The organism is Streptomyces tauricus (assembly GCF_014650955.1).
Taxonomy (GTDB): Bacteria; Actinomycetota; Actinomycetes; order Streptomycetales; family Streptomycetaceae; genus Streptomyces; species Streptomyces tauricus.
In genome coordinates, this window is the sequence record NZ_BMVY01000062.1 from 1 (window position 1) to 19,674 (window position 19,674).

A 19,674-nucleotide genomic window follows, 5' to 3' on the forward strand; every position below is an offset into this window, starting at 1 on the left:
ACAGCCAGATCCTCACACCACCCAAGCACCTGCACCCACAGAACTAACGAAAACCTCAGTAGGTTCACTGAGACGGAAGGCCAAACGACTGGGTTCGCTGAGTAAACGACTCGATTGGATGAGAGCGGTCAACGACGCTGGTGACAACCGGATCCCAGAGGCACTCATCCTGTGCCGACGGACCTGAACCGTTTGCCATCGGAGTTGGACCACTCGCAGGTGTTCCCACGCCGATGGCCGGCGTATCAGTGATCAAAGGGCGGTTGGGTAGCCGCCAGTCATGGGGCGATGGTGGAAATGGATCGGCGCGGCCGTGACGACGGGGGTCGTGGTGAGCGGCGTCATGACGTTAGTGGGCGACAAGTCCTGGGGGTGGGACTTCGTGGCCCGGTGGCTGCTCTTCTCGACGGTGTACGCACTGGTGGGGCCGGTGGTGGCACGCTCCCGGCGTCGTGCCGAGGAGCGGGGTGCTCAGCACATGCGGGACATCCAGGAGGCGCGGCGCGGCCGGCACTGACCGCAGTCGGCTGTCTCTCGCCGGTCCGACTCCGATGGCAAGCCGTTCGAGTTCGTTGGCGCAGGACAGCGCTCACTGACACCGCAGCGATACACCGCCGGGTGACAGTCGGCCCGCGCCCGTGACCCGCTGCCGGGCGCGCGCCATAGGCAGTCGTGATCTTCCGACGGTTGTTGACGACGGCCGCCATGACGGCCGCGGCCCTCTCCGGCTTCTCCCTGCCCGCCACTCCGGCGGAGGCCGGCACCCCGGCCGTGGTTTCCGTGCACGCACCCGCCGCTGCGCCGTGCACGAGCAAGTGGCGCGCGGTGAAGCGTGTTGCGGTCCGCCGACCGGGCCCCTACGACGGGCCGGTGGCGACGATGAACTCGCCCGTCCATCACCACCTCAGCCGCGGCCAGGTGGTCCGCTCCTGCATCGTCGCGGTAGGCCGGACCCAGAGCGGACCGGCCTACCGCGCGTGCGGCAAGGACGGGAGCCTGTGGCGCATCGTGCCGGGCGGCCAGGTCCCACAGACCTGCCTCAAACGAGCTTAATTGCAGCAGATGCAACATCCGGCAGGCTGGCGAAGCGGTCGTTTGGGCAGGTCAGGGCGGTGACGTCTTCATGGGGTGCGTGTCCCGGCTGGCCGGCACGACGTGCACCGTAACGGTTCAACTCAACAATGTTGCATCTGATGCAACACCATCTGCGAAGCCGCCGAACAACACTGCTTGAGCAGGGCCCGGGGCGCCCGCTGCGAACTCAGCCAGGTACGAGGGGCTCTGAAAGATCCGCACCGCTGTTTCCGGGCGCCTCGATACGCCACCTGCCATCACCCAGAGATACCGATCGCTCCCGCATTCCGGCCTCGTCGTCGGGGGTCCACCGGGTCTGTTCTGACCAGAGAACCAAACTGAGATCTGCCTTGGACAGGTCGGCCCCGATGAGATTCGCCCCGTACAGGTTGGCCTCCGTGAGCATCGCACCGTACAAGTCGGCCTTGGTGAGATCCGCCCCGCGCAGGCTGACCCTGGTGAGATCCGCCCCGAACAGGTCGGCCCCGGCGAGCATCGCCCCGCGCAGGTTGACCTCCGTGAGCGTCGCCTCGGTCAGGTTGGCCTCCGTGAGCGTCGCACCGGGCAGGCGGGCCTCGGTGAGATCCGCCCCACGCAGGCTGACCCTGGTGAGATCCGCCCCGCGCAGGCTGACCCTGGTGAGATCCGCCCCGAACAGGTCGGCCCCGGCGAGCATCGCCCCGCGCAGGTTGACCTCCGTGAGCGTCGCCTCGGTCAGATCAGCCTCCGTGAGCGTCGCACCGGGCAGGTCGGCCCTGGCGAGCATCGCCCCGGTCAGGTTGGCCTCCGTGAGCGTCGCCTCGGTCAGATCAGCCTCCGTGAGCGTCGCACCGGTCAGGTCGGCCTCGGTGAGGTCGGCTTGATTGAGGCGGGCGCCAGCGAGATGGAGACCGTGGAGGTCGAGTTGTTCCCGGGGGTCGACGTGGGTGCGGGATTCGGTGCGGGTGAGGGCGGTGAGTGCCGCTTGTACGTCAGCGTCCGGCTCGGTGGGCAGCGGGTCGGAGTGCGGGCCACGGTGGGGGTCGTCGGGGTCGGGCGGGGGCGCGGTTTTGGGAGCGTGGTGGCGGATGAAATGTCCGAGAACGCGGGCGGCGTCGGTGGCGGCTTGCTCGGGGGCGTCCTGGACGATCTGTTCGAGAGCGAGGATGCCGCCGATGCGGACGTAGATCTGGCTGGAGCCGAGCCGTTCGAGGGCTTTGGTGAAGCGGTCGGTGATCTGGCCACGTCGGGTGAGACGGTAGGTACGGGCGGTGTAAAGCAGCGCGATGCCAGCGCCGAGGGCGGCGGCGAACGCCACCACGGCGGTCCGTAGGCCGGTAACGAGGGCTGCGGACCCCTTTGCCAGTTCCTTCTGGTCGATGTACGCACCGTCGATCCGGTACGGCCCCTTCACCAGGAGCCAGGGCAGTCCGGCCAGTAACAGGGCCGCACCTGCCGCGATAGCAGCCCGCATCCCCCAGCGCTTGAAGCGTCCCACCCGCCGGGCGCGGTTCCGGCGTCGGTCCAGCCCGGTCATGGCTGCCCGCTCCTCACGCCGTTGTCTACGACGCTGACGCAATCGCTGCACGATGCGCGGTGTTCTCATGCTCCGTACATGCCGGGACGCCACCGTTCGGTTGCGGTACTCCGCAGGCGACGCTCAACACCAACAGGGATGACGCCCTCCCCGCGCGGTCAGAGCATTGCGCACGCCAGCAATACCGCCTCTTCACCAGTAAAACGCGCTTAATTGCATCCCATGGTCGTCTCACCCGGGCCAGCACGACCTCTCCAGCAGCCACGACTGATCCTCCGAACATGCCACGTGTGGGTGATAGTTCTATTTGATGCCGATTTTTCCGAGTCGCCGTGAAGCACCTTCCGGCCATATCGCCTCGTACAGCCCCTATCAACACGAAGAGGGCAATTGACTGGGCTCGTCGAATGATCGTCGAGCAAGGAGGAACCGTGGCTGTTTTCACTGCTGCTCTGGTGGCCCGTCACAGCGACAAGCTGGTGTCCGTCACCGCGTCGAGTACGGAGGACGGCGCCGAGGTCGTCCAGTGGACCGACAAGAACAAGACCAACCAGCACTGGAACCTCGTGGCCACCACCGGCGGGTACTACCACGTGCTGGCCGTGCACAGCGGCAAGGCCCTGTCCGTCACCGCCTCCAGCACCGAGGACGGCGGCACCGTCGTGCAGTGGACCAACAAGAACAAGACCAACCAGGAGTGGAAGCTCGTCCAGAAAGACGACGGCTACTTCTCCCTGGAAGCCCGCCACAGCGGCAAGGTCCTGTCCGTGATCGGCGAAGGCACCGAGGACGGCGCCAAACTCGTCCAGTGGACCGACAAGGACAAGCACAACCAGCACTTCCGCCTCGGCTGAGAACCTCGGAAACCTTTCGGCCCCGGCGAGCGGATCCGCTCGCCGGGGCCCGTTTGTAGGCCCAACACGACACCGGGCAGCACGGTGAAATCTTCGTTTGGGCAAGTCAGCGTCCTGTGGCGAACCCGGTGGCGGTGTCGGCCCCAGGGCTGTGCGCGGCGAGGTATCCCAGGTCGCGGACCTGGGGCACCGTTCTGGAGTAGATGACGCCGTCAGGATCTGGGGTCGTCCGGATTCGGGGCTGAGTGCCCGGTCAGCGGTTGAGGACTGTCTCGATCTTTGCGGCCACGTGCTTGGCCTGGATGTCACGGCCCTTGTCGTTGGGGTGTGCGTACCACGGGATCGACTGGCCGAAGAGGTCGAGCCTGGAGGTCTCCAGCAGGCCACCGATGCCCCGGTTGGCGCCGTCGCACGCCGTATTGTTCCCGGTGTGGTCGTAGAGGTCCACGAAGTCGGCACCATCGTCCGCGGCGGCCTTCTTCATGACGTCGTCCAGCCGCTTCTGCACCTGGTCCAGGAGCGGGAGCGCGTCCTGGGGGATGTCGGCGAACGGCCATACCTCCTGGCCGGGGGCCGCCTTCAGGCACTTGGTGGTGTCCTTGGGCACGAGCCTGGGATAGCCGACCAGGACACGCTCGGCGTCCGGGGCGAAATAGCTCATACGCTGGAGCGTCTGCTCAAGGTCCCATTCGACCTGCTGGAACCGGTCGTCCAGCCATTCCTTTGCGTCGTCCGACTCGAAGAAGTCCCGGCACTCGCCGGCAGGTGCGTCCGCGTCCACCGGCTCTCCGGGCAGCAGCGGGTGCCTACGCAGCTCGTCGGAGCACTGCTTGAGGACGCTGGTGAAGCCCAGCGTGTTGCCGCCCGCGCCACCCACGACCAGGCGGGTGTCCTCCTTGAGCGCGTCCTGCTGCGCCTGGAGCTTCCCGGCGCCGAAGGGCAGCTCCTGCTCCTGCCAGAAGTGGTGGACGAGCGCACCGCCACAGGAGACATCCGTCTGGACGTCCAGGGTGATGCCCTTGCTCGCCAGGCTCCGGGTGGCGACGGCGGGATAGTTCTCCGCGGCCTGGAAACACCAGCCCCTCTCACTGTCCGGGTTATTCACGGGAGCGATGCCGAAATTGGCGGTGTAGGAGTCGCCGAAGAAGACGGCCGGCACCGGGTCGGCGGGCGCCGCGGCCACACCTCCTGCCGGGACAGCGAACGCCAGGAAACTGCCCAGCGCGACGGCCGCGGCGGCCAGCCGCCGTGCCCTGGAAGTGGTCGTCGTCTTACGCATGGCCGAAGGCATGCCTGTGCCCTTTCGTCGGGACTCACAAGGAGAGGAACGGGTTACTCCGCTCTCGGATCACGACGGTGGCAGACGACCGGGCCCACACCACAGAAGTGACCGGTCAGGTCACCCGCAGGAGGCATGCACTCCCCATTCCTCACACCAGTGGTGAACACGGCGCCGACTCAAGGACCGGTGCACGCCGCTGCCCGCCCGCTGCACGGCGCGCGCCGCTGCGCAGCGGCGACTGCGAGGCACGCTTCGTCGACGACTGGTCAACTCATCCCCCTGGCTTCCGGGGGAATAGCGCAGGTGAAAATACTGCCTCTTCGCCAGGACGCCGCGTCTGAAATGACGCGCTGTCCAGGCTCCGGCCGGGCCGCGCGGTCGCCACGCGGCGGGTAGCACGAGCCGCCCGGATCCCCTCGCCCGGCCGCCGTTTCCTGCCTCCCTCCCTCCTCATCTCTCCCAGGGGTCAGGAGGCGGAAAAGCGGTCGCAGAGGGGATGTGAGGGCCGGAACCGTGTGGTCACTGTGACAACCCGAAACGCTGCGCAATATTTGCCGCAACTCCCGGCGCAACCTTCAGCGCAGCCCTTGACGCACCGCCTACCGCAACAGCGCCCCTTGACTTCAGGGAGCTCTGGCAGATCCCTCGTGTGGGGAGGGAAGCGGCCTGCGGGTCAGCGTCGGCCAGGCGGGCACGCAGCCCTTACGCTCTCGCTCGCCGGGGTGTGCAGCGCGGAGGGGAAGCCGACACGCGCACCGGGCGACGTACGGGCACCGATCCCCCCGATATCGGGCTGACGGGCCGCGACGGGTCGTCAGCGTCCGTGCGACGGCCCGACCACGACTCTCCGCCCCCGTACCGCAGATCACAGTGCCGGAGGGTTCAACGCGGCGCGTGGGGCTTGGTGCCGTCGGTGGGCAGTTGGCGCCAGCTCCGCTTCGTGGGTTTGGAGGGCCCACAGGGAGGCGTAGAGGCCACCGAGGGCAAGCAGTTCGTCGTGAGTGCCTGCTTCTGCGAGTACGCCGCCGTCGTCCAGCACGTAGATCTGGTCTGCGTGGCGGACGGTGGGCAGTCGGTGGGCGATGACGATCGCGGTGCGGTCGGTGGTGAAGCCGGCCAGGCCGCGCTGGATGGCGGCTTCGGTCTCGTTGTCGACAGCGGAGGTGGCCTCGTCGAGGATGAGTACGGGCGGGTTCTTCAGGAAGGTGCGGGCCAGCGCGATGCGTTGCTTCTGCCCTCCGGACAGTGTGGTGCCCCGCTCGCCGACGGCGGTTCGGTATCGGTTGGGAAGGGTGTCGATGAAGGGGGTGGCCTCGGCCATGCGGGCTGCGTGGACAAGGGCGTCGTGGTCGGCATCGAAGGTGCCGTAGCGGAGGTTCTCGTCGATGGTGCCGTCGAAGAGGAAGGCGTCCTGGGCGACGAAGCCGACTGCGTGGCGCAGATCTGTGATGTCGAGGGTCTGGATGTCCTGGCCGTCGAGGAGGATGCGTCCGCTCTGCGGTGTGTGGAAGCGGGTGAGGAGTTTGGCGATGGTGGACTTTCCCGCGCCGGTGGCGCCGACGATGCCGGTGGTGGTGCCGGCGGGGAAGTGGAGGGACAGGTTGCGTACGGTCGGTGTGCGGCCCGGGTAGGCGAAGGTGACGTTGTCCAGGGTGATGTCGCCGCTGACCCGGTCGGTGGCCAGCCGGCGGCCGGTGCCGACCGGCTCGGTGGGCAGGGAGTGCAGGTATTCGATCCGGTCGAGCGCCTGGAGGGTGCGCTGGTAGTTGTCCATGGTGGCGCCGAGCGCGGTGAGCTTGAAGATCGTCTGCTGGGGCAGCACGGTGAACATGCTGAAGGCCTCCAGGGACAGCGTGCCGTCCATGGCTTCGCGTCCGCTGACCAGGAGGTTGGCGAGGAACGCGGCGGCGGTGAGGGACATGACGGTCTGGGTGTAGCGGACGGTGTAGCGGTCAGTGGCCCGGTTGGTGCGCCGGCATGCTGCGCTGAGGCTCTCGACCCGCTGTGCCTCATGGTCCTCACCGCAGAAGCTTTTGACCGTGGCGTTGGCCTGCAGGGAGTTGACCAGCTGACTGCTCAGCCGGGCACGGTCGTGGCCGGAGGCCGCATAGACAGTCGAGGAGCGTTCCTGATGCCGCAGCGAGATCCACGCAATGAGCGGGAGTGGCAGGAAGGCCACCCAGGCTGACTGGGGTGCGTAGGCAAAGTACGCGGCAGCCATGAGGGCCACGGATGTGGTCAGCTGGGTCACCTCGTGCGGCGTGGTGGCCAGGAAGGTTCCCAGCTGGTTGATGTCCTCGCCCACTACGCCGGCCACGCGGGTGGCACGTTCGTCCTCGATCCGGCTCAGCTGCAGGTGCTCCACGTGGGGATAGAGCTCGGTGCGCCATTCGTGTGCGATGTCCTGACCGAGGCTGCGCCAGGACATTTCCGCACGGTAGCTGAGTGCCGCGGCGGTGGCGCGCGTGGCAACGGCAGTGCCGACGATCGCCCACAGCTGCTTGGCGGGGCTGTCCAGGCCACGAGCGGCCAGGGTTTTGCTCTCGCCGCGCATCACGATGCTCATGGCCCTGCCGAACAGCAGATAGACCGAGGTGTCCGCGCACTGGCCGGCAACGGACCAGGCGGTGGCACGGGCGATCCGGCCCCGGTGGCGGATCACCAGTTCTGAGCGCAGATCGCGGGATGTGCCGGCCGTGCCGGCGGCGGGGTCGTCGGGGGCGGCGTTCTTGAGGTTCGGGCCCATCTTGCGCCAGGACCGCCGCATCAGGACGGCGGTGGCCGCGCCGGCCGCCCCGAGGCTCAGCAGAGGCTGGCGCCACCGGGGTCCGCCGGCGCAGAGGGCCAGGCCCACAGCGGCCGCGGCGGAGAGCAGAAGTCCTTCGGGCTGCGCCTGCGCCGGCCGGGGGCGGGGGACACCAGGCGTCCCGTGCTGAAAAGGTTCGAGGGCGCCGGCCGCAGTCACGGTGCGGGCCTCCGCGCTCGCGGCCAGAAGCCGCTCGCCCACAGAGTCCAGGAGGCACCGGATGCGCGCGCTGATGTCGTCGGGCGGGGCGTCGGGCCGGTGTCGGATCAGTACCCGCCCGGTGGCCGGATTGGCTCGCACCGCCGTGACGTGTGGCTCTTGCCGAAGCACTGCCTCGATGGCCCGGGCGGACTGGGGGCTGCCTTCCAGGTAGCCGACCTCCCAGCGCTGCCGGCCGGCGGTGATGGACTGGGGGCGCAGCCCCGCCTTCTTCGGCCGGCCTGCCGACGCCTTGGTATACGGCATGCGTTACCTCTGCTCCTCACGATCGGCCCTCAGACCCGCGGCGGAAATACAGCCGTACCAGGGGAGGGCGCGTTGGAATTCTGTGCGGTTGGACAGCGGCGGGAATTAAGGCCCGGGTGTGCGCACCAAACTTCGACGGCCGTGCGATGCAGGGGCCCCAGCGCTGAGAAGCGCTGACAACAAGGAGCGCGCCCCCACGACCGTCAGGCAGGCCAGGGTTGGCGGCGCAGGCGGGCAGCGCGGCTGCGCCGCCGGCCGGAGGCAGCCCAGCGGGCAGAGTCGGTGTCCTGCCGCTGGGCTGCCCCACGAGCGGGGCCATGGTCGGCGCCCTCCGGGCGATGCTGAAGTTCCCCACGTGGCATGCCGTGCCGCGCCCCTTGCCCCACCTTCCGCAACGCGAACGCCGGCCATGATCTCTCTGCATGCCCGGCGGCGTACGCTGCCTCGGCGAAGGCTCTTCTCAACCCAGCTGCCGATGCGAAACGGGCATCACTGTGCTGGCTTCGCCTTCGCGGCACGGCCGCCCGGTTTGAGTGCATTCTTTTTCGTCGCCACAGGTGCGGGCTCACGCTTCGCAGCCATCTCCGCAACGATTTCGGCGGACAGGTCGGTGATTTCCTCGCCTACTTCACTGGCGGCCTGCTTCACCTCGTACGCGATCCCGACCGATGTTTTCACGGCCCCCCGGAGAACCGGCCTCGCTAGCCTTTTTACCATCGGCGCCAAGGCGACGCCAATGAGAACCGGAACGACAGCAATAGGCATGACGTATCCCTTTCGGTGATGTCTGCGGCCGGCCGCAACGTCTCAATTCGAGAGTGGGCGCCTGACCTGTGTGTGGCCTGCGGCGACCGTCACGGTGACAGTGCAAGCAAGCGAGCATCAGGAGGTCTCGTGCCGCAGCATGAGCGGCCTCAAAGCCCGCAGAACCTCAATATGACACAGAACTACGCACGCAAAACCCTCGGACGAAAAGAAGGATTATCGTGAATGATTGACGCCGTGCGCCTGCGTGCGCCCGCGCAAAGCATGTATCGGGGAGTGCGAAGAGAAGCGCTCCGCAGGAATTGCCGGTTGAGTATTTCTCGAAATTGACGGGTTTCCCTCCGAGTTATCGGGTTACGTTGATTAGCAAGCGATCCGAAAGGGGTCGCCGAGAAAAGGAGAAAACTATGTTCCTTCCCGCCGGTGGTTATCAGTACAACCCCGCGCAGTTCTACCAGTACAACCCGGCCGGTGACCCGGACGTGGTCGTGGCTGCCTGGCGCGCGGCCGTCTTCGTCGGCGACGACCACTGACACCAGCCGACCACCAGAGGGGCCGGGCGGGCTGCTCTCATCACCGCCCGCAGCCGGCCACCCGTTCACGCTCAGTTCGACCAACGCGCGGTCCGCACCGGGCCCGCTGAGAAGAGGAGAAGCACATGTTCCTTCCCGCCAGTGGTTACCAGTACAACCCCCTGCACGGCACGTTCTATGACCCGGCCGGTGACCCGGACGTGGTCGTGGCTGCCTGGCGCGCGGCCGTCTTCGTCGGCGACGACCACTGACACCAGCCGACCACCAGAGGGGCCGGGCATGCCTGACCGCGCGTCGGCACGCGCCTGGCCATCAGCCCGCCCTGCCCGCGACACACGCGGCAGGGCGGGCGCCCATCCCCCTATCGCACGCCCCTGAAGGATCGCCGTGACATCAGCCCCCGCCCCCTGTACCGCGCGTTCTTCGCTGGTGGAGACCCTCCACGGCCACCGCGTCCCCGACCCGTACCGATGGCTGGAGGACGGCAGCGACCCGTCCGTCCAACAGTGGGCGCAGGAGCAGGACGCCTGGTTCCTGCACCACCGCGACCGATGGCACGAGCGGCCCATCTGGGCGGCCCGCCTGGCCGAACAGGCCCTCTCACAGTGGACGGGTTCACCCCTGTGCCGCGGGCGCTACCAGTTCTTCGAACAGCAACAGGCGCAGGAGCCCTACCCGGTGGTGTGGGTACGACGCGGTGACCATCCGGCCCGGGTGCTTCTGGATCCCGTGCGGCTGGACCCTTCCGGCAGGACCCGGGTCACCGCCTGGCGCCCCTCCTGGGAAGGAGACCGCATCGCCTACCTGCTGTCCACAGCCGGCTCCGACATCAGCCAGCTGTGGGTCATGTCGGTGGACGACGGCACGGTGCTCGACGGCCCCGTCCCCGGCATGCGCACCCCCTCCCTGGCGTGGATGCCCGGCGGCGACGCCTTCTTCTACGTCCGCGCCGACCACGACCCCCGTGAAGCCTCAACGGCGGCGGGATACGGCATGCGTGTGCTGCGCCACCGCGTCGGGACCCCCGTACACAGCGACGAACACGTCTTCGGCCAGGCGGGTCCGGCCACCTACTTCGCGGTGACCATCGACCACCGCGGCACCTGGCTGGCCGTCACCGCAGCCGAGGGATCCAGCGCTCGCAACGACGTCCACCTCGCCCCCGTCACCACCGCGGGCGAACCTTGGAAGTTCCAGCAGGTGATCGACAGTACGCTCACCGCCGGCCAGTGGCGTCCCCAGTTCGCCCCCGACGGCACCCTGCACCTGCTGACCGACTACCAGGCACCCGGCGGCCGGATCCTCACCTACCCCGGCCCCCTCCACCCTGACGCGCCGGACACCTGGCCCGAACTGCTGCCCCCTCAGGACAACCGCCTGCTGGACGACTGCGTCTGGGTCACCTCCGACACCGGAAACAGCCAGCTACTGGTGCTCAGCGCTGTCGGAGCCGGCAACGAACTCACCCTCCACCACGGCGACGGGCAGCCGCCCCACCGCGTCCCGCTGCCCGGACACGGAGCCGTCTCCGCCCTGCGCTCCCACCCCCAAGGCGGCCCGGACGCCTGGTTCCTCTACACCGACCGCACCACCGCGCCCACCCTGTACCACTACGACACCCACACCCACCAGGCCCGCCCGGCCCAGCACACCAGGCCCCGCCCCGCACGCCCCACGGCACCGCCTGTCACCAGCCGGCAGGACTCCTACCCCAGCCATGACGGAGTCCCCGTCGATCTGCAGCTCCTGCTTCCCGCATCGGACGAGGACCAGCTGCCACGCCCCCTGCTGCTGACTGCCTACGGCGGATTCGGCGCCTTCGTCCGCCCCTCCTACTCACCCCTGGCCCAAGCATGGGTCGCCGCCGGCGGCATCTACGCCGTCGCCGCAGTACGCGGCGGCGGAGACCGCGGCACAGCCTGGCACCAGGCCGGACGCCGCGCCTACAAAAAGACGACCGTCCACGACTTCAACGCCGCCGCCCAGCACCTCATCAACAGCGGCCTCACCACCCCGGGCCAACTCGCCGCCCACGGCGGCTCGCACGGCGGTCTCGTGGTCACCGCCGCCCTCACCCAACGCCCCGACCTCTACGCCGCCGTCCTGGCCAGTGGCCCCCTGTGCGACATGGTCCGCTACGAACACCTCGGCATCGGCCACACCTGGACCGACGAATTCGGCACCGCCTCCGACCCCGAACAACTCACCTGGCTGCTCTCCTACTCGCCCTACCACCACGTGAAGCCCCACACCCCGTACCCGGCCGTCCTCCTCGCCGGCGCCGTCACCGACGAACGCACCGGCGACGCCCACCCCCGCAAAATGTGCGCCGCCCTCCAGCACGCCACCACCAGCAACAATCCCGTCCTGCTACGCCGGCAAACCGACGCGGGTCACGGACCCTCCGACCAGACCACAGCACGGGAAACCCTCACCGACATCATCACCTTCCTCGCCACCCACACCGGCCTGCGACCAGTCACGTAGCACCATCACCGCGCGCGGTACGACCATTGCACTCTCCCGGATGACGTAAGGCCAAAACCCGGGCGGATCGCGGCCACACGCCGCTACGAAAGGCTCGTGCTCTCGAAGATCGCGGCCGCTGCCGCCCTCCTGCTCGCCTTCCCCCTCACCACCACACCCGCCGCCGCACGCGAAGCGCGAGCGGAACCCCTGCCGCTGGCCCAGGCCGTGCAACTACTGCCATCGGCAGCCGAATCCCGAGCACGCCTGGATCGACGCCGACCGCGACGCGTGCAACACCCGCGCCGAAGTACTGATCGCCGAATCACGCACCGAACCCGCCATCGAAGCGGGCTGCAAAGTGACCGCAGGCGAGTGGTTCTCGTACTACGACGGCGTCACCCTCACCGCGCCGGGCGGCCTGGACATCGACCACATGGTGCCCCTCGCCGAAGCCTGGGACTCCGGCGCCCACTCCTGGACACCCGCCCGGCGCGAGGCCTACGCCAACGACCTCGACGCCGACCGCTCCCTGGTGGCCGTCACCGCCCGCACCAACCGCTCCAAAGCCGACCAGGACCCGGCCGACTGGCAGCCCACGCTCGCCGACGCCCGCTGCACCTACGCCACCGACTGGGTCGCCACCAAACTGCGCTGGCAGCTGACCGCCGACGACCGCGAACGCGCCGCCCTCACCGAACTCGCCGCGGGCTGCAGACAGGAGACAGTCGACTACCAGCCAGCGCCGTAGCCGTACCCCCAGCTGGCCAGGCGGTGCCCGCCCACTGCAGGCGGCGAGCACCGCCAGACGGTCTGTCCCCGTGAGGCGGTGCCCGGATCAGAACCTCACCGTGCAAGCCGCGGTAGTCGGCCCAAGGCCGAGCGGCAGCAGGGGTTCCCGAGACAGAAGCATGCCGAGAATCCCGGAAGGGACTCTCGGCAACACCACGAAAATCAGCTGGGAACGGCCCGCGTCAGAACCAGTCGGTACAACGGATCACCGCAGCCTGACTTCCGGTCCTGATCCACGCGCAGGCGCGCATCACCTTCTGGTTGTCATCCAGGGCCGGCGTGTATGCAACCCCGTCGGAACCGGCGTAGGTCGTCAGGAGAGGACCGTCCCAGTCAGCACCGGCGTACGGTGCACGATCCACCCACACGTGGTCGAAGCCGGGCCACGCGTTCGTGATCCGCCCCCACGCGCACGTCGTGTCCGGGTGGTAACGGAGTTCCACGGTGACGTTCGCCTCAGGCGGTGTGGTACGCACCGTTATGCCACCACTTGGCGGTTCCTGCCCATCCACACAAAACCCAGCCGCCGCAGCACTGGCAGGCGCCGCCAAACCGACACCGCCGCCCAGTAAGCCGGCGGCCAGCGCACCGACCGCCAGCAGACGCTTCACTCGAATCACGTAAGCCCCTTTGATCACTGCCTAGTTGACTGCTCCTGCCTGGTGGGACACCCGGTACAACCAAACGGTTGTGCGACACCAGGTAGCAGAGATGCGGTTCGAGCAGTTCGGGGGCAGGGACACGGCTGCCCGCCCCAACCGCCAGCGGCAGCAGCGCGATGACGGACCGACCTCGGACAGCGAACTCAGCCGGACGGGTGAACACGCCCGGCCGGCAGAACCCTGCGGGACGGGCGCTGCGTCGTGGCGGGCATGAAGCCGATCAATGACGCACACGTGGCCCGGCCCGGCCTGGCCGTGGTGGAGATCGCGGCCGCCGACGACGCCACCGCCTTCGCCGTCCAGCGCCTGCTCGCCGCGCACTGCGCCATCGCACCCGCGGACCGGACAACAAGGGAGCCCGGCGAACCCGGCGTACGGCTGCGCTGCTTTGTGGACCTGCACCAAGAACCCGACGCCTGAAGTGCTGCTGCTGCGGGCGTCTTCGTCAGCCCGCCCGGCCGGCCACCACGGTGAGGTGGAAGGCGTCGATCGCGGCGCGCACCTGCGGTGCCAGTTCCCATTCCTGGTGGTGGTCGCCGTTGTAGTGGTGGAAGCGCCGGGAGACGAGCGCGTCGGCCACCTCCGCGACATCGTCGGGTGTGGCGTAGACGCGGTGCAGTGCGGTGAGGGGGCCGCGCGGGATCGCACCGACGGCATCGGGGCGCAGCAGACTGTGGGCCCAGCCGGTGTCGTCGTGCCATATGAGCCGGATGCCGCCCGGGCCCGTGCAGCGGGAGGCGTCCCAGGTGAAGACCAGGCGCATGGCGGTCTCGCGCCGGTAGTCGCGTTCCACACGGACGGCGCCGGCCGGAATTCCGCGCGCGGTGAGTTCCTGGTCGACGGCGCGCGCGTAAGGCCAGTGCGGCAGTGACGCGGGATCCAGCATGCCGGGCGGGTTGAGCAGCACCAGTCGTCTCCAGGACAGATGAGGGCGATGTAGCCAAATGGACGGGGGTGGGGCCGGTCAGGAGGCGCGGCGGAAGGTGGCGGCCGGGCCGATCGCGCCGGGCCCGAACTTGCCTCGGATGCGGTCGCTGACCGCCTCCGCGACCAGCCGGTCCTCCCGCGCCCGGTCCAGACTGATCTGCTCGGCCACCTGGCCGGCGCCGACCAGGTCCTCGCCACTGAGGACGAGCCCGGTCAGGCGCCCGCGCTGCAGGCCCGCGCCATCGATGAGACGGAAGGCCATCGAGCGCAGGTCGTCCTCATGCGCGGACGCCTCCGGCAGACGGCGGGTCTTCTCCCAGCCGGTGCCGCCGGCGAACCGCAGGGCGAGGGTGAGGCCGCGCGCTACCTGGCCGCGCTCGCGCAGTTGGAGACCGAGCCGGACGACCAGGTCGAGCAGGGTGCCGCGGACCACGCCGCCGTCCAGCGTCTGCTGGACGAAGGAGTACCGCACGCTCACGGACGCGGGCAGAGTGCGCGGAGTGACGGGACGGGGGTCGATGCCGCGGGCCCGGTCCACGGCGATCCGGCCAGCCCTACCGCCCAGCAGGCGCTGCACGGTGGCTGACGGAATGGCGGCGAGAAGGCCGACGCAGTGCACGCCGTACTCGCGCAGCGCCACCGCCTGCTTCGGACCAATGCCGTGCAGGGCTTCCACGGGCAGCGGTCCGAGCCAGTCGAGGGCCTGGTCGGGATCCACGGAGAGGACTCCGCCGGGTGCGTCGATCTGTCCGGAGGCAGTCGCCGCGACCGTGATCGTGGGACCGATCCCGACGCGGACGTCGATGCCGAGCCGCGAGAGCGTGCGCACCCGCAGTACTTCCCCGAGGCGCCGGGCGTCGGCGTGGTGGTAGCGCAGGGCGCCCTTCAGCTCCACCAGAGCCGCGGACGGCGGCAGGGCCTGGACGATCGGGGAGAGCTCCGCGCACTGCTCCAGAACCTGCCGGAACACCTCCTCCGGCAGCCGGTCCGCACAGCGCACATGCATCACACTCGACACCCGCACCTGGTCTTCCGCTGCCGCCATGGCACCCCACCTCCTCCACCCGCAGACTATCGAACTAGTATTCGAACACGCGAGTGGACGGGCCGGACCGGTCCGCACATCCAGGAGCGAGACTATGTTTGATGACCTGCCCGCTGACCTGGCACGACTGCTGACCTTGAGGACCTGGCACGCCATGTGCCTTCAGCGCATCGACGCAAAGATCGCCGCTGTCCGGCAGCGCGAAGCCGAGCAGAAACGCGTCCGGCTCGCCCAGCTGCCGGGACCGGAGTGGGTGGTCGAGCTGGGCATCGGCGCCGGCCACCCGCCCGTCGAAGTCCACGCCGGACACTGCTACGCCATCGGCAAGCGCCGCCGGCCCATCAGCCGTGACGAAGCCCGCCGGCTTCTCGACGCGGGACTGCGCGCGTGCAGCCACTGCGCCCCGGACACCACGCTCGACATCCCCTTATCCAGCCGCCCGGCCCTTGCCACCGCGGCGCACTGACGGCTCCCTGCCCCCGCACGGCCTGCCACCTCGCACCGCGGTGTCCACCCACTCGACAGGACACCCCGTGATGACCAGCACTCCCCCGCCACCGATCAGCGAACCCGACCCGTCGACCTTCAAAACCTCCAGCAGCTACGTCGGCCCCTGCTCCGGCTGCCAGCGGCCCACGCACAAGTACGGCAGCGGCGGACTGCCCCTGTGCCAGTGGCGCCTTTCGCCCGTACAGGAAAACTGGGGACCGGCCGTCCGGTTCACCAGCACCCGCACACAGGCGAGGTGACGGCAGGACCCGCTGACGAGTCGCCGTTCGGCCGCCTCCGCAACGACCGGCGCCGCCAGGGGAATCGAACACCCACCAGTGCGAGGGAACAGCGGAGCGACAAACCGGGCCTTCGACCTGTTACCGATATACCGGTGCACCGGTCGGGGGCGTGACGGGAGTGGAGTGGGGGCGTGCGGGGAGCTGGAAACCGCTTCCACGGCGGTCCTGCGGTGTGGGTGTGGCGGGCACCGACCTGGCGCCGCCCGTCCGCCGGGATAGCTGCGGGATACATCCGGCAGTCACGGAAATGTCCGCATACAGCAACACCAAGCAGGACACCTGCCGCACCGGGCGGGGTGTGGCCAAGCTGTGGGTCCTCGGCACTCGCCGGGACAAGCACACCGTCCTCGGCGGCCCGGTCAGGGCCGGCCACCGGGACGCGCACCGTTGGGGGACTTTTCGTGTCTTCACGCTCTACCCGCCGTATCGCCGCCGCGGTCCTCGCCGCCGGCGCGGCCCTCGGTGCCACCGCCCTGCCCGCCACCGCGGACAGCAGCCAGCAGGCCCGGCGTTCCCACGTCGAAATCTCGGCCGTGCAGTACGACTCACCCGGCCGCGACGACCGCTCCAACCGCTCCCTGAACAAGGAGTGGGTCGAGATCACCAACGCCGGACGGCGCGCCGTCAACCTCGAAGGCTGGACCCTCACGGACGAGGACGGCCACACCTTCACCTTCCGCCACTACCGCCTCGGCGGCCACGAGTCCGTCCGCATCCACACCGGCGAGGCCCGCGACCGCGACGGCCACATCTACCAGGACCGCCGCCACTACGTGTGGGACAACCGCTCCGACACCGCCACCCTGCGCAACGACAACGACCGCCGCATCGACCGCGAGTCCTGGGGCCACGGCCACGGTGGTGGCGGGAACCACCGCCGCTGACCACCCCCACCCCACCCCAGGCCGTCACCATGAAGTGAAGGCCTGCGGCAGGGTATGACCTGCGGCGGCATGACCCGGCGGCTCCACCAACCGCCGGGCCATGCCGCCGCCTGCGCGCGCCAGGGCCGCGGTGAGCTGTCCGCCGCCGACAGGCGGCAGGACCGGCCCGGCGACCGGCTGCAGTCGCGGTGCGCGTGCCGGTCCCCTCGGCTCCTCGTACGCTGATGTAGGATCTCCCGCTTCGTGGCATAGGCCGGGCTCTTGGCCAGCAGCCTTCAAGCTGTCTCACAGCGATGGCCTGCGGTTCAGTCTCACGGGCGTGGCATTTCCTTGTGGTCTGGACCGGCCGGTCGGCTTGGCGCCGTCTGGAATTGACGAGACAGTTCGGTCCCGATCATGGGTCGGTGACCGCGGCACTTTGGCTCAGCCCCGCCCATGCGGTTGGTGTTGCTTCGGCAGTAGCGGTACTCCGGAACAGTCGGCACGAAAGGGGGCGGGCCAGGCCCCCGTGCGGGGTGCTGATTCTGATTCCGCGCCAGTTACGGCTTGGGGGTCGGGTCCCAGGTGCCGTGGAGCGGGAAGCCCGTGCTGACCCTCAAATCGCTGTGCTGGGCATTCTCACCAGCCATCCGTACGTCGTATCACCCTGCGCCGGAGAAGTACCGCTCAGGTCCCGCTTCTGGGGACAGAAGAGCGAGAAGGGACTCAGGCATCAAAATGAGAGTCAGCAACCAGCAGGGCGCTCCGGAGCGATCATGAAGATTCGGGGCGCATGCTGAGCGTATGACCACGCATCAGCTTAAGATCCGTACCACGTACGCCCAGACGACCGACCGCCATGGCCGCCCCAAGCGAGCCCCCTCGGCAAGGTCACGACATGCACCTGCGGCCTCGCCACGGGCTCGGCTCCGGGCGGGCTTGCCGAACGCGCCTACGCGGAGCATCGAGCCACCATCTCCTCGGACCAGGAGCCGACGGCGTAGGCTGCCGGCGGCTCGGCAAGCCTGAAGAGCAGCCCCTGTCACCTTCCCACAGAGGTCCGAGCGCTCATGCCCATGGGCACCCGGACCGCCCTCCGGCTACTGCAAGAACTGGCGGCCCTCCGGCCGCGCGACGTTGACCGCATCGTCCTTCGTGCCGTGCTTGTCGAACACCGTGAACAGCAGCATCACGATGGCCACCACGATCAAGACGATTGCGTACGCTCCGAGTGCCGGATCTCCGGGGCCGTCCGACGAGGCACCCGCCCACACGGCCAGCGCTACCCCGGCGACGGCGAACGCTGCCAGAGCAGTCCAGTCACTGCGCCGCTTTCGCTTCAAGGCCACGTACAGGAAGGGCACCCACACCAGCAGGCCCATCGATGCGGCCACCAGCGCGGACCATGCAGCCTTCTGGCCCCAGCCAGCTTCTAATCGGCTCTCCATGCCACCCCCTATTGCCGCCCCACTCAAGCGAGTTGGACATATGCGCACAGGGTAGGACTGCGGCGGCCGACCGGACCCCGCCTTGCGCGCAGATCGGTCTCCAGAGCGGGCCCTGTGACCCTGAAGAGCGGCACCTGTTGCCCCGCTCACTGAGACGAGCCCCGCCGCCCGTCAGCGGCGGGGCTCACTCGTGTCACGGGCACGCAAACGATCAGGCGGGCGGGTGCCGGAGTCCAGCGCTCAGCGATATCCCGGTCGATAAAGGGTGTTGTTGCCGATAGCGTGCAGCCGTGGACCTCATGAACCTGTCCGAAGATGAACTCTGGAGGTGGCTGCGTGGAACCCGCTGGAAGCCGCCGAAGGCTGCCACGATGGACCTGGAACGCCGCGAGACTTACGTCTTTGCCCTGGAGCAGGCAGAGCAGATGTTCCGTGCTGCCGCCACTGCGGGCCCGGCCACGCAGCCGCTCCTCATTTTCTACGGACTGAGCCAGGCAGGCCGCGCCATCATGGCAGCGGCTCCAGTCAAGGGAGATCAGTGGCGCCTGGTCGGCCATGGGATCAGCCAAGAGCCCAAGGGTTTCGCCGGGACCCTCGCCGACATCTCCATCACGACCTTCAAGGCAGGCAGCAGGGGTAGTTTCGTGCGTCTGTCCGAAGCACTCGACTCGCCAGTCTGGGAGGACGATGCCGTCCGACTTGGTGATCTGTGGGACTGCCTGCCTGAGAATCGCTTCTCGCCGCTGGCGGACATCACCGAGAGTCGGCGCACTGCGCTGTACGTCGAAAACCGAGACCTGTACTCGGGGCAGCACCAGTTGGCCAGCGTCAGCGTGTACCCGTTCCCGCCATGGGTCGCACACGCGAGTAACACTGAGGCGCTGAAGAAGTACATGGCCTCCTTCTCCGGCACTGAGGGATTCGAGCATCCGTGGCGCGGAACGGGGGAAGAGCAGGAACCCGACTTCACCCTCGATCTCGACGGGTGGGGCCACCTCACCATGCACTGGAAGGTGCCGACCGGAAGCGACGGCAGTCTCGCCGATCGCCAGGCGCTCATCCATGCCATGACCTGGCCGTACGGCCGGGCTCGCTATCTGATCCCTGCCGTGGGCAACAACACTGCGGGCCTGCACCCCCTCATGACCTGGTGGGCCGTGCTGCACACCCTGTCCATGCTCGCCCGCTACGAGCCCGCACAGTGGAGCAAGCACATCAATGTCGACGGCAGCCGGCACGCAGTACCTCTTGAGTCCTTGTTGGAGAAGGCCATCAACACACTGCCGAACCTGATCGCGTACCTTCTCGATGAGATCTCCGGAGGGGTCTGTAAAGCGAGCGGTGTAACTGGGGTTGGTTTGCCTAGAGTTGGCTTGCGGTGAGGC

At 68.6% G+C, this 19,674-nt stretch carries 18 protein-coding genes and 1 pseudogene; 11 read left to right on the forward strand and 8 right to left on the reverse strand.

What is annotated here, in order from left to right; genetic code table 11:
* Positions 1-280 precede the first annotated feature (280 nt).
* Together IE278_RS40335 and IE278_RS40340 are read left to right on the forward strand one after the other, a co-directional pair.
* Complete coding sequence (locus IE278_RS40335; RefSeq protein ID WP_189779999.1) at positions 281-517, forward strand: hypothetical protein; 237 nt, start codon at positions 281-283, stop codon at positions 515-517.
* Positions 518-672: 155 nt separating this feature from the next.
* Positions 673-1,053 carry a hypothetical protein gene (locus IE278_RS40340; RefSeq protein WP_246571678.1) on the forward strand — a complete coding sequence of 127 codons (381 nt, stop codon included), beginning with the start codon at positions 673-675 and terminating at the stop codon, positions 1,051-1,053.
* 208 nt (positions 1,054-1,261) lie between these two features.
* Here the strand turns inward: IE278_RS40340 and IE278_RS40345 are convergent, their stop codons facing one another.
* Positions 1,262-2,590, reverse strand: a complete 1,329-nt coding sequence (locus IE278_RS40345; RefSeq protein ID WP_189780001.1) for a pentapeptide repeat-containing protein — start codon at positions 2,588-2,590, stop codon at positions 1,262-1,264.
* Positions 2,591-3,021: 431 nt separating this feature from the next.
* Here IE278_RS40345 and IE278_RS40350 point away from each other — a divergent pair, with 431 nt between their 5' ends.
* The gene (locus IE278_RS40350; protein WP_189780002.1) at positions 3,022-3,444 is read left to right on the forward strand and encodes an RICIN domain-containing protein; all 423 of its coding nucleotides are present in this window, start codon (positions 3,022-3,024) and stop codon (positions 3,442-3,444) included.
* A 253-nt stretch (positions 3,445-3,697) separates the two neighbouring features.
* Here IE278_RS40350 and IE278_RS40355 read toward each other — a convergent pair whose 3' ends face one another.
* The 3 genes from IE278_RS40355 to IE278_RS40365 all read right to left on the reverse strand — a co-directional run bounded on the left by IE278_RS40355 (position 3,698) and on the right by IE278_RS40365 (position 8,762).
* Positions 3,698-4,723: an SGNH/GDSL hydrolase family protein gene (locus IE278_RS40355; protein WP_189780003.1), complete on the reverse strand. Its 1,026-nt coding sequence runs from the start codon at positions 4,721-4,723 to the stop codon at positions 3,698-3,700.
* Between the two features lie 868 nt (positions 4,724-5,591).
* Positions 5,592-7,997, reverse strand: coding sequence for an ABC transporter ATP-binding protein (locus IE278_RS40360; protein WP_189780004.1), 2,406 nt, complete (start codon positions 7,995-7,997; stop codon positions 5,592-5,594).
* A gap of 489 nt (positions 7,998-8,486) precedes the next feature.
* Positions 8,487-8,762, reverse strand: coding sequence for a DUF5132 domain-containing protein (locus IE278_RS40365; RefSeq protein WP_189780005.1), 276 nt, complete (start codon positions 8,760-8,762; stop codon positions 8,487-8,489).
* Between the two features lie 407 nt (positions 8,763-9,169).
* Between IE278_RS40365 and IE278_RS43040 the strand changes: the two genes are divergently transcribed.
* The 4 genes and pseudogenes from IE278_RS43040 (at position 9,170) to IE278_RS40375 (ending at position 12,512) form a co-directional block, all read left to right on the forward strand.
* A complete protein-coding gene (locus IE278_RS43040) occupies positions 9,170-9,295 on the forward strand; it encodes a hypothetical protein (protein WP_281403216.1) in 126 nt (41 codons plus the stop codon).
* A 125-nt stretch (positions 9,296-9,420) separates the two neighbouring features.
* Complete coding sequence (locus tag IE278_RS43045) at positions 9,421-9,546, forward strand: hypothetical protein (RefSeq protein WP_281403217.1); 126 nt, start codon at positions 9,421-9,423, stop codon at positions 9,544-9,546.
* Between the two features lie 136 nt (positions 9,547-9,682).
* On the forward strand, positions 9,683-11,782 hold the full coding sequence (locus tag IE278_RS40370; RefSeq protein WP_189780006.1) for a prolyl oligopeptidase family serine peptidase: 2,100 nt from the start codon (positions 9,683-9,685) through the stop codon (positions 11,780-11,782).
* Positions 11,783-11,878: 96 nt separating this feature from the next.
* A pseudogene (locus IE278_RS40375) lies at positions 11,879-12,512 on the forward strand (HNH endonuclease family protein).
* 223 nt (positions 12,513-12,735) lie between these two features.
* On the opposite strand, the gene IE278_RS40380 reads toward IE278_RS40375, so the two are convergent.
* The gene (locus IE278_RS40380) at positions 12,736-13,173 is read right to left on the reverse strand and encodes a DUF2690 domain-containing protein (RefSeq protein WP_189780007.1); all 438 of its coding nucleotides are present in this window, start codon (positions 13,171-13,173) and stop codon (positions 12,736-12,738) included.
* A 252-nt stretch (positions 13,174-13,425) separates the two neighbouring features.
* Here IE278_RS40380 and IE278_RS40385 point away from each other — a divergent pair, with 252 nt between their 5' ends.
* Complete coding sequence (locus IE278_RS40385) at positions 13,426-13,635, forward strand: DUF6207 family protein (protein ID WP_189780008.1); 210 nt, start codon at positions 13,426-13,428, stop codon at positions 13,633-13,635.
* A gap of 25 nt (positions 13,636-13,660) precedes the next feature.
* Here the strand turns inward: IE278_RS40385 and IE278_RS40390 are convergent, their stop codons facing one another.
* Together IE278_RS40390 and IE278_RS40395 are read right to left on the reverse strand one after the other, a co-directional pair.
* On the reverse strand, positions 13,661-14,122 hold the full coding sequence (locus tag IE278_RS40390) for a DUF6292 family protein (RefSeq protein ID WP_189780009.1): 462 nt from the start codon (positions 14,120-14,122) through the stop codon (positions 13,661-13,663).
* 57 nt (positions 14,123-14,179) lie between these two features.
* Entirely contained in the window at positions 14,180-15,187 is a 1,008-nt protein-coding gene (locus IE278_RS40395) for a DNA polymerase Y family protein (protein WP_189780010.1), read from the reverse strand.
* 94 nt (positions 15,188-15,281) lie between these two features.
* Here IE278_RS40395 and IE278_RS40400 point away from each other — a divergent pair, with 94 nt between their 5' ends.
* Both IE278_RS40400 and IE278_RS40405 read left to right on the forward strand, forming a co-directional pair.
* Positions 15,282-15,653: a DUF6233 domain-containing protein gene (locus IE278_RS40400; protein WP_189780011.1), complete on the forward strand. Its 372-nt coding sequence runs from the start codon at positions 15,282-15,284 to the stop codon at positions 15,651-15,653.
* A gap of 726 nt (positions 15,654-16,379) precedes the next feature.
* Positions 16,380-16,862 (forward strand): lamin tail domain-containing protein, encoded by a 483-nt coding sequence (locus tag IE278_RS40405; RefSeq protein ID WP_189780012.1) that lies wholly within the window; start codon positions 16,380-16,382, stop codon positions 16,860-16,862.
* Between the two features lie 1,079 nt (positions 16,863-17,941).
* Here the strand turns inward: IE278_RS40405 and IE278_RS40410 are convergent.
* Positions 17,942-18,289 (reverse strand): hypothetical protein, encoded by a 348-nt coding sequence (locus IE278_RS40410; protein WP_189780013.1) that lies wholly within the window; start codon positions 18,287-18,289, stop codon positions 17,942-17,944.
* Between the two features lie 299 nt (positions 18,290-18,588).
* On the opposite strand from IE278_RS40410, the gene IE278_RS40415 reads away from it, so the two are divergent.
* The gene (locus tag IE278_RS40415) at positions 18,589-19,671 is read left to right on the forward strand and encodes a YaaC family protein (RefSeq protein ID WP_246571682.1); all 1,083 of its coding nucleotides are present in this window, start codon (positions 18,589-18,591) and stop codon (positions 19,669-19,671) included.
* Positions 19,672-19,674 lie beyond the last annotated feature (3 nt).

Excerpts from the sequence above, each read along its gene's own strand:
- IE278_RS40365 (WP_189780005.1), bottom strand. The coding sequence starts at position 8,762 with ATGCCTATTGCTGTCGTTCCGGTTCTCATTGGCGTCGCCTTGGCGCCG.
- IE278_RS40345 (WP_189780001.1), bottom strand. The coding sequence starts at position 2,590 with ATGACCGGGCTGGACCGACGCCGGAACCGCGCCCGGCGGGTGGGACGC.
- IE278_RS40360 (WP_189780004.1), bottom strand. The coding sequence starts at position 7,997 with ATGCCGTATACCAAGGCGTCGGCAGGCCGGCCGAAGAAGGCGGGGCTG.
- IE278_RS40410 (WP_189780013.1), bottom strand. The coding sequence starts at position 18,289 with ATGGAGAGCCGATTAGAAGCTGGCTGGGGCCAGAAGGCTGCATGGTCC.
- IE278_RS40400 (WP_189780011.1), top strand. The coding sequence starts at position 15,282 with ATGTTTGATGACCTGCCCGCTGACCTGGCACGACTGCTGACCTTGAGG.
- IE278_RS43045 (WP_281403217.1), top strand. The coding sequence starts at position 9,421 with ATGTTCCTTCCCGCCAGTGGTTACCAGTACAACCCCCTGCACGGCACG.
- IE278_RS40385 (WP_189780008.1), top strand. The coding sequence starts at position 13,426 with ATGAAGCCGATCAATGACGCACACGTGGCCCGGCCCGGCCTGGCCGTG.
- IE278_RS43040 (WP_281403216.1), top strand. The coding sequence starts at position 9,170 with ATGTTCCTTCCCGCCGGTGGTTATCAGTACAACCCCGCGCAGTTCTAC.
- IE278_RS40355 (WP_189780003.1), bottom strand. The coding sequence starts at position 4,723 with ATGCGTAAGACGACGACCACTTCCAGGGCACGGCGGCTGGCCGCCGCG.
- IE278_RS40335 (WP_189779999.1), top strand. The coding sequence starts at position 281 with ATGGGGCGATGGTGGAAATGGATCGGCGCGGCCGTGACGACGGGGGTC.
- IE278_RS40395 (WP_189780010.1), bottom strand. The coding sequence starts at position 15,187 with ATGGCGGCAGCGGAAGACCAGGTGCGGGTGTCGAGTGTGATGCATGTG.
- IE278_RS40415 (WP_246571682.1), top strand. The coding sequence starts at position 18,589 with ATGAACCTGTCCGAAGATGAACTCTGGAGGTGGCTGCGTGGAACCCGC.